This is a genomic window from Streptomyces sp. NPDC039465 (assembly GCF_055639315.1).
Genome location: NZ_JBVKAP010000003.1, coordinates 416,784 through 429,440, shown reverse-complemented (window position 1 = coordinate 429,440; position 12,657 = coordinate 416,784). Strand labels below are relative to the sequence as shown.

Below are 12,657 nucleotides of genomic sequence, written 5' to 3'. Positions count from 1 at the left end.
GGTGACATTACGCCTCCCAGACCGCCACGGCCGTACGGTCGTCGGCGTACCCCTTCACCCGGATCTGGGTGTCGGCGAGGAAGGCCGCGAGACCGGGCGGCGCGGCCGCGCCCCAGCGTGCGGCGAGTTCGTCGGCGAGCGCGCGCTCGCTCCGGACCGGTTCGGCGAAGCCCTGGCCGGCGAGGAGCAGTGTGTCCCCCGGCCGGGCGACCGAGGCCCGGAAGCGGAACGGTTCGGCCGGTGGGGGCAGTGGTCCCTCGACGGAGGGCGGCGCGGCCTGGGTGACGCCGAGGGCCATGGTCAGCCGGTCTCCCTCTGGGCCCGGTTCGCCGGCGCGGGGGTCCTGGGGCGGCGAGCCGAAGCCGACGACCGGCTCGCCGGTGACGGCCCCGGGCTCGGGCAGCGGCGGCTCGAGGTCCTGCCAGGCACCGCCGCGCAGCCGGAAGAGCCCGCCCGGGCCGACGCCGAAGAAGACCCGGGTGCGGCAGTCGGGGTCCGCGGAGAGCAGCAGGCAGCGCAGGCCGGCGGTGTACTCCTGCGGGTCGACGCCGAGCTCGGTGGCGCGGGCGCGGAGTCTGCCGTACGTGCGGTCGGTGAGCCGGTGCAGCCCGGACTTGAGGTCGCCGCGGCGGCCGGCCCGGATGTCCTCGGCGAGCCGGGCGTGGCTGCGGCCGACAGCCTCGCCGATCCAGCGGCAGGCGTCGGCGGCGGCCAGATGGGCGGCCCCGGCGGCGCGGGCGCCCGTGGCGACGGCGACGAGGACGAGGGCGCCGCGGCCTTCGCCGAAGCGGGCGGTGATGAGCGCGTCGCGGCGGGTTTCGCCGCGGTAGCGCGCGGAGTCGCCGCGCACGGAGACGGCGCGCAGGGTGTATGTGCCGTACCGGGCGCCGTCGAGGACGGTGTCGGCGACCAGTTCGGCCAGCTCGTCGGGTTCCGCGGCGGGCAGGGCGGTGGGCTCGGGGTCGTAGGTGGGTGGTCCGTCGCCGACGTAGCCGCTACGGGGGTCGGCCGCGGGGGCGGTGGTGGGCGGCGGCGGGGTGCCGGGGGCCGGCGGGAAGGTCCGCGGTCCTTCGGCGGGCGCGGCTGCGGACGGTGGCTCCCAGGGGGCCCGCTGCCGCGGCGGGGCGAGTGGGACCGGCGGGGCCGTGGGTGGGGGCGGCGGTGGAGCGGCCGTGGGCCGTTCGGGTGACGGTGCGTCATCGTCGCGCCCTGCCGCGGGGCGTCCGTCGTCGGGTGTCCCGGCGCCTGCGGCCGTGTCCGGCGCGGCCTCGTCGTAGAGCTTGTCCCACCAGTCGTCCGGGCCGGCGGTCCGCCTATCCCCCTGCTGAGTCATGCCCTTATTGTCCACCGCGGGGGGCGTACGAAAACGGCGCATTCAGAAAAAGCGGAAAAGGAGTCCGCCGGGCGACCCCACCCCCCACGGGAAGGACGCCCGGCGGACCGGCGTGATCAGCGCACGTCGTCGGCGCGGACCACGGTCTGGGTGACGGAGTCGCCCCGGGCGTCCGTCAGTTCGGCCCTGAGGGTGGCGGGCTTTTTCGGCCTGGGTCCAGGTCGCGCCGGAGTGGTAGGAGTACGCGAGGCCGCCCTCCGGCAGGTCGTGCCGGGGGCAGAGCACCGGGATGCCTTGAGAGTAGAGCTTCTCGTCGGCCGGGAGGCGAGTTTCCCGGCAGTGGTGGCAGCGGCGGCCGCCAGTCCGCATATCTCCGGGCCCGTTGGTGCTGCGGTGGCACCACATTGGCAGAGGGATGGGTGGTGCAGGGATGATGGGCGAGGCGGGAATGCGCCGTGGCCGATTCCCGCCACAGCGACAGCGGAACGAGCGGGTCCGGCGGGCGGAGCGCCGGGTCGGGCAAGGGGTGGGGCAGCGATGCTGGGAGCGATCGGTCTCGACGAACGGCAGGAGTCGGCCTATCGCGCGCTGGTCGCGCTGGGCGCGGCGGAGGTCGCCGATCTGGCCCACCGGCTGGCGCTGCCGGAAAGCGAGACCGAACGGGCGCTGCGCCGGCTGGAGGCGCAGGGGCTCGCGGCGCAGTCCTCGGCTCGTACGGGACGGTGGGTGGCGGCGCCGCCCGCGGTGGCGCTGGGCGCGCTGCTGACCCAGCAGCGCCATGAGCTGGAGCAGGCGGAGCTGGCGGCGGTGCTGCTGGCGGAGGAGTACCGCGCCGAGGCCGCCGAGCCGGCCGTGCACGATCTGGTGGAGGTGGTGACCGGCGCGAGCGCCGTGGCCCACCGCTTCCTCCAGCTCCAGCTCGGCGCGGCCGAGGAGGTGTGCGCGCTGGTCACCGGCCGCCCGGTCGCGGTCACCGGCATGGACAACGAGGCGGAGGAGCGGGCCTCCGAGCGGGGCGTGGTCTACCGGGTCGTGCTCGAACGCGAGGTGCTGACGCTGCCCACCGGGCTTGTCGAGCTGTCGGCGGCGCTCGGCCGCGACGAGCAGGTGCGTGTGGTGGAGAAGGTGCCGACGAAGCTGGTGGTGGCCGACCGGACGCTGGCGATGGTGCCGTTGACCGGTCGCGGCGCGGAACCGGCGGCGCTCGTCGTGCACGCGAGCGGGCTGCTGGAGTCGTTGATGGGCCTGTTCGAGGCGGTGTGGAAGGACGCGCTGCCGCTGCGGCTCGGGTCGGGCGGGCAGGTCATGGAGGACCGGCTGCCGGGGCCGGACGCCACCGACCTGGAGATCCTGTCCCTGCTGCTGGTGGGGATGACCGACGCGAGTGTCGCGAAGCAGCTGGAGCTGGGGCTGCGGACCGTGCAGCGGCGGGTGAAGGGGCTGATGGAGCTGACCGGGGTGACGACCCGGCTCCAGCTGGGCTGGCACGCGTACGAGAAGGGGTGGGTGGCCCGGGACCCGCGGAGCACCCGGTCCTGACGGGGCTGGCGCAGGCGGCCGGGAAGCGTGCCGGTGGCCGGTCCGGCACGCTTGACAGATGGGTGTGTGGCAGCTCCTTCTGATCGGTGTGGTGATGCTGCTCGGCCTGGTCGGGGTGCTCGTTCCCGTCGTGCCGGGGCCGTGGTTCGTGTGGGCCGCGATGCTCTGGTGGGCGCTGCACATGCAGACCGCCCTCGCCTGGGGTCTGCTTGTCGGTTCGACGGCGTTGCTGCTGGTCACCCAGGCGGTCGTGTGGCACCTGCCGCCGCGCCGGATCCGGGGGGTCGGGGTCACCCGCCGGATGGCGGCGTTCGCCGGTTTGGGCGCGCTGTTCGGTTTCTTTCTGCTGCCGGTGGTCGGCGGTGTCCTCGGCTACCTCGGCGGCATCTACACCTGCGAGCGGATCCGGCTCGGCGGCCACGGCCAGGCGGTGGCCTCGACCCGCACGGTGATGCGGGCCGTGGGGACGAGCGTGCTGGTGGAGCTGATGGCCTGCCTGCTGATCGTGGGGGCGTGGACGGGCGCGGCGATCTGGGGCGGCCCGCCCACCCCGGCCCCCGGCCAGTGACGGCGGCAGGATCCAGGCGGGCCGTGGGCCAGGTCTAGGGCGTGGGCAGCTCGATCTGGTAGCGGATGAAGCCGCGGTTGTCGGCGACCTGGTCGTACAGCCGCCGGGCGGTGGTGTTGGTCTCGTGCGTCATCCAGTACAGCCGGCAGCAGCCCTGCTCCTCGGCCCACACCCGGACGGCTTCGATCAGCGCGCGGGCCACGCCCTTGCCGCGGGCCTCGGGGGCGGTGAAGAGGTCCTGGAGGTAGCAGAGGTCCGGGCCGGAGGTGCTGGGGTGGATGAAGAAGTGGGTGAGGCCGACGAGCCGGCCGTCGAGCCGGGCGCCGAGCGCGTGCAGCCGGGTGTCCCCCTGGAACGCGGCCCAGGAGCGCTCGTACATCGCGTCGGGTTCGGTGCGCCCGTAGAACTCGATGTAGCCGCGGAAGAGCTGCTCCCAGGTGTCCCGGTCGGACGGTGCGAGCCTGTCGATGGTGATCATTGGTCCACGGTAGGGCACGCCGAACGCGACTCGCTCAGCCGTACGACTCGGCGCTCGGGTCCGGCGAGGCCGGAGACGGGTCCAGATACCGCTGGGCGTAGGAGCGCCAGGGCCGCCACTCCTCCTGGTCGGCGCGCGGGTCCACCGCCACGTCCGGGTCGCCGAGCGCCCGCATCCGCACCAGCGCCGCGGTCTCGGCCGTGACGTGGGGGACGGCGAGCAGGGCGCGCTCCGCCTCGTCGCGCTCGGCCCCCGGATCAAGCCGTACGGTCCGGTCGGCGAGGGCGGCCGCGAGTGGGCCCACGACCGGGTGGCCGGTGAGCGCGGCGGGTTCGGGGAAGAGGCGGGTGAGCCCGCCGCAGGGGCGCTCCAGCGGGGTGCCGTACGCCTCGGCCAGCCGCGCGGACTCCTGCTGTCCGGCGACCGCACGCACGGCGAACTCCTCGGGCTCGGCGGCGCCGGGCGAGCGCAGGCCCGGGCGGGCGGCGACGAGCGGGCCGAGGAGGGGGTCGGGGCCGAGGCGTTCGGCCACCGCGTACGGGTCGGCGTCCAGGTCGAACAGCCGGCGCAGCCGCTGCACGGCGGTGGTGAGGTCGCGCAGATCGGTGAGGTGGATCCGGGCCTGGAGCCAGCGACCCGGCGACTTCTCGTCGACGGCGGCGATCCCGGACCCGTACGGCAGGCGAAGGGTGCGCCGGTAGGTACGGGCGCCGGGGGCGCCGGTGACCTCCTCGATGTGGGGCAGGGCCTCGGCGGCGAGCAGGTCGAAGACCTCCCGGGCGGCGTACGGACCGCGGTGGGCCAGCCGCAGCGGGACGCCGGCGCTCTGGGCGGTACGGGGTCCCGCGCCGGTGCCGGATTCGGCGCGCAGGGCGCTCGGGGTACGGGCGTAGATGCCGCGGATGGTGTCGTTGAACTGCCGGACACTGGCGAAGCCGGACGCGAACGCGATCTCGGTGATCGGCAGGCCGGTGGTCTGGAGCAGCAGCCGTGCGGTGTGGGCGCGCTGGGCCCGGGCGAGTGCGACGGGTCCGGCGCCGAGCTCGCCGGTGAGCTGGCGCTGGACCTGGCGGGCGCTGTAGCCGAGGCGTCCGGCGAGGCCGGGGACGCCTTCGCGGTCCACGACTCCGTCGCCGATCAGGCGCATGGCGCGGCCGACGACGTCGGCGCGGACGTTCCATTCCGCGGAGCCGGGCACGGCGTCCGGCCTGCACCGGCGGCAGGCGCGGAAGCCGTGGCCCTGGGCGGCGGCCGCGGACGGGAAGAACGTGACGTTCTTGCGCTTGGGGGTGACGGCGGGGCAGCTGGGTCGGCAGTAGATGCCGGTGGTGCGGACGGCGAAGAAGAATTCGCCGTCGAACCGCGCGTCCCGGCTGCTGACCGCCTCGTACCTGGTCTCTTCGTCCATCACGAGATCCAGTGTGCGTCACCCCCGGCGCCCTCTCTGGCGGTTTTCGGACGTGACGCTCCGCGTCCCGCCGGGGGCCCGGGCTACCGCTCCCGGCCCTTGACCTTGGCCGCGCGGCGCCCGTCGGCGATCTTGCGCTTCCAGTCCTTGAGCATCTCCGTACGCAGCCGGGCGTCGGTCTTGGCGACGATCCGCCGATTCTCCCGCAGCAGCTTGCGGTAGCTGTCGAGGCGCCGCTCGGGCAGCGTGCCGTCCGCCAGCGCGGCGAGCACCGCGCAGCCGGGCTCGGTCTCGTGCGCGCAGTCGTGGAAACGGCAGTCCTCGGCCAGCTCCTCGATCTCCGAGAAGACCTGCTCGACCCCGCTGCCGGCGTCGAAGAGGCCTACGCCGCGCAGACCGGGCGTGTCGATGAGCACGCCGCCGCCGGGCAGGAGGAGCAGGTTACGGGTGGTGGTGGTATGCCGGCCCTTGCCGTCGACGTCGCGGGTGGCCTGGACGGCCATGACGTCCTCGCCGAGGAGCGCGTTGGCGAGGGTGGACTTGCCCGCGCCGGAGGCGCCGAGGAGCACGCTGGTGCCGTCGCCGACGACCGCGGCGAGCACTTCCACGCCCTCCCCGGTGGCGGAGCTGACGGCGAGGACCTGCACGCCGGGCGCGGCGGCCTCGACGTCCTGGACGAGATACGACAGCCCGATCGGGTCCGGCACGAGGTCGGCCTTGGTGAGGACGACGAGCGGCTGCGCGCCCGACTCCCAGGCCAGCGCGAGGAACCGCTCGATCCGGCCGAGGTCGAGCTCGACTGCGAGCGACACCGCGATGATCGCGTGGTCGACGTTGGCGGCGAGGATCTGCCCCTCGGACCGCTGGGACGACGTGGACCGTACGAAGGCGGTACGGCGCGGCAGATACTCCCGTACGTAACGGGGGTTGCCGTCGGTGTCGACCGCCGCCCAGTCACCGGTGCAGATGACCCGCAGCGGATCGTGCGGGGTGACGAAGGCGGTGTCGGCGCGGACGAGCCCCTCCGGGGTGACGATGTCGCACTGCCCGCGGTCGACCCGTACGACCCGGCCGGGGACGAGGCCCCGCTCGGAGTGGGGAGCGAACTCGGCCGCCCAGCCCTCGTCCCAGCCGTACGGGACGAGAGCGTGCGAAGTCGGCTCCTGAAGAGAAGCCTGAGGAGAAGCCTGGCGAGAAGAGAGAGACAAGGGGTGACCCTTCACAAGGGTGGCCCCGGCGCGCGCACATGGGCGCGCAGATGAGAGGGAACGTCAGCCGGGGACCACGGAGGTGGAGTTGATGAACTTCTGAATGAGGGCAGCGCCCGTCGACACGACAGCCATCACTCACACCTCCTGGATCACCGAGACCGAATACGCGTGGACAGCCCCATGGCGTGTCCGCGAGAACGAGCACACCATAGCCCCGCCCCGGCGGCCCGCGCGAAGCATTTTCTCCTCAAGCCCCGTGCTCCCCCTGGCCGCCGGCGGGCTACAGGTGTTTCAGCTGGGCCCGCCAGGGGCCGTCGGCCATTTCCAGGTGCACGATGAGCGGGCCCTCGGGCAGCGGAAGGGTCTCCCGTCGCTTGCCGATCTCGTTGACGACGTTCTCGTACGAGGGCAGGGCCGTGGGGTCCTCGTGCCCCGCCAGGTCGTAGAGGTGGACGATGAGGTTGTCGTCGCCGAGGTAGTGGATGGTGAGGTCGGCCGTGCCCGCCGTGTGCAGCAGGACGTCGGGGCCGCCGCACTCCAGCGGTTGCTCCGTCAGCCGCCGGGCCGCCGCCAGCGGCAGTACCCGTACCTGCCACGGCCCTTCCGCCTGCAGCCGCAGGCGCAGGGGTCCCTTACCGGGGACCTCGGCGAGCATCCGGCCGCGGAAGTCCGGCTCGGTGCTGTTGACGAGGTTGTCCTTCTCCTTGTTGCGCCGGTCCAGGAGCCACAGGCCCGTGTATCCGTCGCCTTCGACGGCGAGTTCGACGACGACCGGCCCCGGCGGGAGGCCGTCCACGGTGATCACGTCGTTGTCCCGGCCGGTCCGGGTGTACGGCTCGAAGACGGCGCCGTAGGACCACGGGGCCGGCACGGACGGCGTCGGTGGGGCGAACGGGACCAGCGGCGGGACCGGGACCGGGGCCGGGATCGCGGCCGGCGGTGCGAAGTGCGGGACCGGGGGCGGGACCGGGACCGGGGCCGGGATCGCGGCCGGCGGTGCGAAGTGCGGGACCGGGGCGGGAGCCGGGGCCGGGGCGGCGTCCGCCACGTTCACGCCGTGGTCCACCGCCAGGCCGGTCAGGCCGTTCAAATAGCCCTGGCCCACCGCGCGGAACTTCCAGCCGCCCGCCCGCCGGTAGAGCTCCGCCAGCACCATCGCCGTCTCGCTGCCGCCGTCGGTCACGTCGTAGCGCGCGACCGACGTACCGTCCGGTGCGAACGCCTCCACTGAGGGCCCGTCCACGTCCCGTATCGCGCCGCCGTGCGTCGAGCCGACGACGAGAACGCGCACGATCTCCGCCTCGATCCGGGTGAGGTCAGCCTCCACCCAGGCCGTGCCGTTCGCACCGCCGGTGAGCCGTACGGCGTGCGTCGGATGGACCGGCGCGCCGTGGAAGACGACGTCCTCGTCCCCCCGGACGGCGCCCCGCTCCGTCAGCAGCAACGCCATGGCTTCCAGTCCGCCCCGTACCGCGAGCCGCAGCGGCACCGTCGGCACGAAAGCGTTGGCCCCCTTGATCATTCCCCCCATGGAGCACCCACCCGTCCGTTCGTTTCCCCTCCACCATTCATCACGGGGGAATCTTCCGTCCGTCCAAGCCCACGGGACAAGGCCCGGCCGTCGCGCGGCACCGGCAGACCGCGTCAGCTCGTGGCCAGTTCCTTCCCGACCAGGTCCCGGAGGGCGATGTTGAGCTGGAGCACATTGACGCAGGGCTCGCCGATGAAGCCGGCGATCCGGCCGTCGGTGTGGTCCGCGACGAGCTTCTCGACCGTGGCGACGTCGAGCTTGTTCTTCTCGGCGACGCGGTGGACCTGGAGCTCGGCGTACTCGGGCGAGATGTGCGGGTCGAGGCCGGAGCCGGAGGAGGTGACGGCGTCGGCCGGCACGTCCTCGGGCCGTACGGGGTGTCCGGCGGTGGAGTTGTCCTTGACGACGGCCGCCTTGGCCTCCTTCACCCAGGCGATCAGCTCCGCGTTGTCACCGGAGCGGTTGGTGGCACCGGAGAGGATCAGCTTGTACCGGGTGTTGACGCTGTTGCCGCCCAGGCCGTTGGAGGGGCGCGGCTGGAACCACCTCAGGTCCGGCGCCGCGGTCTCCTCGCCTTCCTTCGGCGGCACGTCGTAGCGCTGTCCGATGAGTTCGGAGCCGACGACCTTCCCGCTCGCGTCCTTGATCTCGGAGCCGTTCGCCTTGCCGGGGAACAGGGCCTGGGCGGCGCCGGTGACGGCCAGCGGGTAGAGCACGCCGGTGATCACGGTCAGGACGAGCAGGGCGCGCAGCCCCGCCCAGAGCAGACGCCCCGCGTTTCCTACGAAGTTGTTCATCGTGGATCAGCACGCTTTCTGGATTAACGCAGCCCGGGGATGAGGGAGATGAGCAGGTCGATGATCTTGATTCCGATGAACGGGGCGATCAGACCGCCGAGTCCGTAGAGGCCGAGGTTGCGCCGGAGCATCTTGTCGGCGCTGGTCGGCCGGTAGCGCACGCCCTTCAGCGCGAGCGGCACCAGGGCCACGATGATCAGTGCGTTGAAGATGACCGCGGAGAGGATCGCGGACTCGGGCGAGGACAGGCCCATGATGTTGAGCTTGTCCAGGCCCGGGTAGGCCACCGCGAACATCGCCGGGATGATGGCGAAGTACTTGGCCACGTCGTTGGCGATCGAGAACGTGGTCAGGGCGCCTCGGGTGATGAGGAGTTGCTTGCCGATCTCGACGATCTCGATGAGCTTGGTCGGGTTGGAGTCGAGGTCGACCATGTTCCCGGCCTCCTTGGCGGCGGAGGTGCCGGTGTTCATCGCGACACCCACGTCGGCCTGGGCCAGCGCCGGGGCGTCGTTGGTGCCGTCGCCGGTCATCGCGACCAGCTTGCCGCCCGCCTGCTCCCGCTTGATCAGGGCCATCTTGTCCTCGGGCGTGGCCTCGGCGAGGAAGTCGTCGACGCCCGCCTCCTCGGCGATGGCCTTCGCGGTGAGCGGGTTGTCGCCCGTGATCATGACCGTCTTGATGCCCATCCGGCGCAGCTCCTCGAAGCGTTCGCGCATGCCCTCCTTGACGACGTCCTTGAGGTGGATGACACCGAGGATCCGGGCGCCCTTGCCGTCCTCGACCGCGACGAGGAGCGGCGTACCGCCCGCCTCGGAGATACGGTTCGCGATCTGGTCGGCGTCCTCGGCGATCTGGCCGCCGCGCTCCTTCACCCATGCCACGACCGAACCGGCCGCGCCCTTACGGACCTTGCGCCCCTCCACGTCCACGCCGGACATACGGGTCTGGGCGGTGAAGGCGATCCACTCGGCGTGGGCCAGCTCGCCCTGGTGGCGCTCGCGCAGCCCGTACTTCTCCTTCGCGAGGACGACGATCGAGCGGCCCTCGGGGGTCTCGTCGGCGAGCGAGGAGAGCTGGGCCGCGTCGGCGACCTCGGCCTCCGTGGTGCCGTGTACCGGCACGAACTCGGCGGCCTGGCGGTTGCCGAGGGTGATGGTGCCGGTCTTGTCCAGCAGCAGGGTCGACACGTCACCGGCCGCCTCGACCGCCCGCCCCGACATGGCGAGGACGTTGCGCTGGACGAGCCGGTCCATGCCCGCGATGCCGATCGCGGAGAGCAGCGCGCCGATCGTGGTCGGGATCAGGCAGACCAGCAGCGCGGCGAGGACGATCAGCGACGTCTGCTCGTCGGCGCCCGCATAGATGGCGAACGGCTTCAGAGTGACGACCGCGAGCAGGAAGACGATCGTCAGCGAGGCGAGCAGGATGTTGAGCGCGATCTCGTTGGGCGTCTTCTGCCGGGCGGCGCCCTCGACCAGGTTGATCATCCGGTCGATGAAGGTCTCCCCCGGCTTCGTCGTGATCTTGACGACGATCCGGTCGGAGAGGACCTTCGTACCGCCGGTGACGGCCGAACGGTCGCCGCCGGACTCACGGATGACGGGGGCCGACTCCCCCGTGATGGCCGACTCGTCGACAGAGGCCACCCCTTCGACGACGTCTCCGTCGCCGGGGATGATGTCGCCGGCCTCGCAGACCACCAGGTCACCGATCCGCAGCTCGGTGCCGGGCACCCGCTCCTCAACGCCGTCCACCAGCCGCCGTGCGACGGTGTCGGTCTTGGCCTTGCGCAGCGTGTCGGCCTGGGCCTTGCCGCGGCCCTCGGCCACCGCCTCCGCCAGGTTGGCGAAAATCGTGGTGAGCCAGAGCCAGGCGGTGATCGCCCAGCCGAACCAGTCCCCCGGGTCCTGACAAGCCAGCACGGTGGTGACCACCGACCCGACCAGGACCACGAACATGACCGGGGACTTGACCATCACCCGCGGGTCGAGCTTGCGCAGCGCGTCCGGGAAGGACCTGACCAGCTGCTTGGGGTCGAAGAGCCCTCCGCCGACCCGTCCGGCCGGGGGCTGGTGCGCGGTCGGGAGGTCTTCGTGCGGGGCACGGGTGGGGGTGATGGTGCTCATGAGGCGAGCCCTTCAGCGAGCGGCCCCAGGGCGAGGGCAGGGAAGTAGGTCAGACCGGTGATGATCATGATCGTGCCGACGAGGAGGCCGGTGAACAGCGGCTTCTCGGTCCGCAGGGTGCCCGTGGTCTCGGGGACGGGCGTCTGCTCGGCGAGTGAGCCGGCGAGCGCCAGGACGAACACCATGGGGACGAACCGGCCGAGCAGCATCGCGATGCCGATGGTCGAGTTGAACCACTGGGTGTCGGCATTGAGGCCGGCGAATGCGGAGCCGTTGTTGTTGGCGCCGGAGGTGTACGCGTAGAGGATCTCGGAGAAGCCGTGCGCGCCACTGTTCGTCATCGAGTTCGCCGGGGTGTCCAGCGCCATGGCCGCGGCGGTGAAGCCGAGCACCAGCGCCGGGGTGACGAGGATGTAGCAGGCCGCGAAGGTGATCTCGCGCGTACCGATCTTCTTGCCGAGGTACTCGGGCGTCCGGCCGACCATCAGGCCGGCGATGAACACCGCGAGGACCGCCATGATCAGCATGCCGTAGAGGCCGGAGCCGACACCTCCGGGAGCGATCTCGCCGAGCTGCATGCCCAGCAGGGTGATGCCGCCGCCGAAGCCGGTGAAAGAGGAGTGGAAGGCGTTGACCGCACCGGTCGAGGTGAGGGTGGTCGCCACGGCGAAGATCGACGAGCCGCCGACGCCGAAGCGGGTCTCCTTGCCCTCCATCGCGCCGCCGGCGAGGTCGAACGCCGGGCCGCCGTGGTGGAACTCGGTCCACATCATCAGGGCGGTGAAGCCGATCCAGATGGCCGCCATCGTGGCCACGATCGCGTAGCCCTGCTTGAGGGAGCCGACCATCCGGCCGAAGGTCCGGGTCAGGGCGAACGGGATGACGAGGATCAGGAAGATCTCGAAGAGGTTGGAGAGCCCGTTGGGGTTCTCGAAGGGGTGGGCGGAGTTGGCGTTGAAGTAGCCGCCACCGTTGGTGCCCAGCTCCTTGATGACCTCCTGGGAGGCGACCGCGCCGCCGTTCCACTGTTGCGAGCCGCCCGTGAACTGGCCGACCTCGTGGATGCCGGCGAAGTTCTGGATCGCGCCGCAGGCCACCAGCACGAGCGCGCTGATCACCGAGATCGGCAGCAGGATGCGGACGACGCCCCGGACCAGGTCGGCCCAGAAGTTGCCGAGCTCACCGGTACGGGACCGGGCGAAGCCGCGGACCAGCGCCACCGCGACCGCGATGCCGACGGCGGCGGAGACGAAGTTCTGCACCGCGAGGCCGCCGGTCTGGACGACATGGCCCATGGCCTGTTCGCCGGCGTACGACTGCCAGTTCGTGTTGGCCACGAAGGACGCGGCGGTGTTGAACGCCTGGTCCGGGTCGATCGAGGCGAAGCCGAGCGAGCCGGGCAGCGAGCCCTGGACCCGCTGGAGCAGGTAGAGGAAGAGGACGCCCACGGCGGAGAAGGCGAGCACGCCACGCAGGTAGGCGGGCCAGCGCATCCGCGTGTCCGGGTCGGCGCCGATGGTCTTGTAGATCCACTTCTCGACGCGCAGGTGCGTGCCGGAGGAGTACACCCGGGCCATGTGGTCCCCGAGGGGGCGGTACGCCAGTGCGAGCGCCGCGGTCAGGGCGAGGAACTGAAGCACCGCGGCAAGGATGGGGCTCATGT

General features: G+C 72.2%; 10 protein-coding genes. 2 read left to right on the top strand and 8 right to left on the bottom strand.

Annotation, left to right across the window (positions count from 1 at the left end; genetic code table 11):
* Positions 1-7: 7 nt before the first annotated feature.
* Positions 8-1,333, bottom strand: a complete 1,326-nt coding sequence (locus tag ACZ7LT_RS12420; RefSeq protein ID WP_471235970.1) for a protein phosphatase 2C domain-containing protein — start codon at positions 1,331-1,333, stop codon at positions 8-10.
* A gap of 537 nt (positions 1,334-1,870) precedes the next feature.
* Between ACZ7LT_RS12420 and ACZ7LT_RS12415 the strand changes: the two genes are divergently transcribed.
* Entirely contained in the window at positions 1,871-2,872 is a 1,002-nt protein-coding gene (locus ACZ7LT_RS12415; protein WP_471235969.1) for a helix-turn-helix domain-containing protein, read from the top strand.
* 58 nt (positions 2,873-2,930) lie between these two features.
* On the top strand, positions 2,931-3,440 hold the full coding sequence (locus ACZ7LT_RS12410) for a DUF456 domain-containing protein (protein WP_471235968.1): 510 nt from the start codon (positions 2,931-2,933) through the stop codon (positions 3,438-3,440).
* A gap of 34 nt (positions 3,441-3,474) precedes the next feature.
* Here the strand turns inward: ACZ7LT_RS12410 and ACZ7LT_RS12405 are convergent, their stop codons facing one another.
* The 7 genes from ACZ7LT_RS12405 to kdpA form a co-directional block, all read right to left on the bottom strand.
* Positions 3,475-3,918 carry a GNAT family N-acetyltransferase gene (locus ACZ7LT_RS12405; RefSeq protein WP_471235967.1) on the bottom strand — a complete coding sequence of 148 codons (444 nt, stop codon included), beginning with the start codon at positions 3,916-3,918 and terminating at the stop codon, positions 3,475-3,477.
* 34 nt (positions 3,919-3,952) lie between these two features.
* Entirely contained in the window at positions 3,953-5,326 is a 1,374-nt protein-coding gene (locus ACZ7LT_RS12400; RefSeq protein WP_471236338.1) for a DNA-3-methyladenine glycosylase 2 family protein, read from the bottom strand.
* 83 nt (positions 5,327-5,409) lie between these two features.
* Positions 5,410-6,534, bottom strand: a complete 1,125-nt coding sequence (gene rsgA, locus ACZ7LT_RS12395) for a ribosome small subunit-dependent GTPase A (protein WP_471235966.1) — start codon at positions 6,532-6,534, stop codon at positions 5,410-5,412.
* Between the two features lie 283 nt (positions 6,535-6,817).
* Complete coding sequence (locus ACZ7LT_RS12390) at positions 6,818-8,068, bottom strand: TerD family protein (protein ID WP_471235965.1); 1,251 nt, start codon at positions 8,066-8,068, stop codon at positions 6,818-6,820.
* 113 nt (positions 8,069-8,181) lie between these two features.
* Positions 8,182-8,865, bottom strand: coding sequence for a potassium-transporting ATPase subunit C (locus tag ACZ7LT_RS12385; protein ID WP_471235964.1), 684 nt, complete (start codon positions 8,863-8,865; stop codon positions 8,182-8,184).
* 23 nt (positions 8,866-8,888) lie between these two features.
* Complete coding sequence (gene kdpB, locus ACZ7LT_RS12380) at positions 8,889-10,994, bottom strand: potassium-transporting ATPase subunit KdpB (RefSeq protein WP_471235963.1); 2,106 nt, start codon at positions 10,992-10,994, stop codon at positions 8,889-8,891.
* Positions 10,991-12,655, bottom strand: a complete 1,665-nt coding sequence (gene kdpA / locus ACZ7LT_RS12375; RefSeq protein WP_471235962.1) for a potassium-transporting ATPase subunit KdpA — start codon at positions 12,653-12,655, stop codon at positions 10,991-10,993. Before kdpA ends, kdpB begins: the two co-directional genes overlap by 4 nt.
* Positions 12,656-12,657: the final 2 nt, after the last annotated feature.

Coding starts and splice junctions, on each gene's coding strand:
- kdpA (WP_471235962.1), bottom strand. CDS start 12,655: ATGAGCCCCATCCTTGCCGCGGTGCTTCAGTTCCTCGCCCTGACCGCG.
- ACZ7LT_RS12415 (WP_471235969.1), top strand. CDS start 1,871: ATGCTGGGAGCGATCGGTCTCGACGAACGGCAGGAGTCGGCCTATCGC.
- ACZ7LT_RS12405 (WP_471235967.1), bottom strand. CDS start 3,918: ATGATCACCATCGACAGGCTCGCACCGTCCGACCGGGACACCTGGGAG.
- ACZ7LT_RS12385 (WP_471235964.1), bottom strand. CDS start 8,865: ATGAACAACTTCGTAGGAAACGCGGGGCGTCTGCTCTGGGCGGGGCTG.
- kdpB (WP_471235963.1), bottom strand. CDS start 10,994: ATGAGCACCATCACCCCCACCCGTGCCCCGCACGAAGACCTCCCGACC.
- ACZ7LT_RS12420 (WP_471235970.1), bottom strand. CDS start 1,333: ATGACTCAGCAGGGGGATAGGCGGACCGCCGGCCCGGACGACTGGTGG.
- ACZ7LT_RS12410 (WP_471235968.1), top strand. CDS start 2,931: ATGGGTGTGTGGCAGCTCCTTCTGATCGGTGTGGTGATGCTGCTCGGC.
- ACZ7LT_RS12400 (WP_471236338.1), bottom strand. CDS start 5,326: ATGGACGAAGAGACCAGGTACGAGGCGGTCAGCAGCCGGGACGCGCGG.
- ACZ7LT_RS12390 (WP_471235965.1), bottom strand. CDS start 8,068: ATGGGGGGAATGATCAAGGGGGCCAACGCTTTCGTGCCGACGGTGCCG.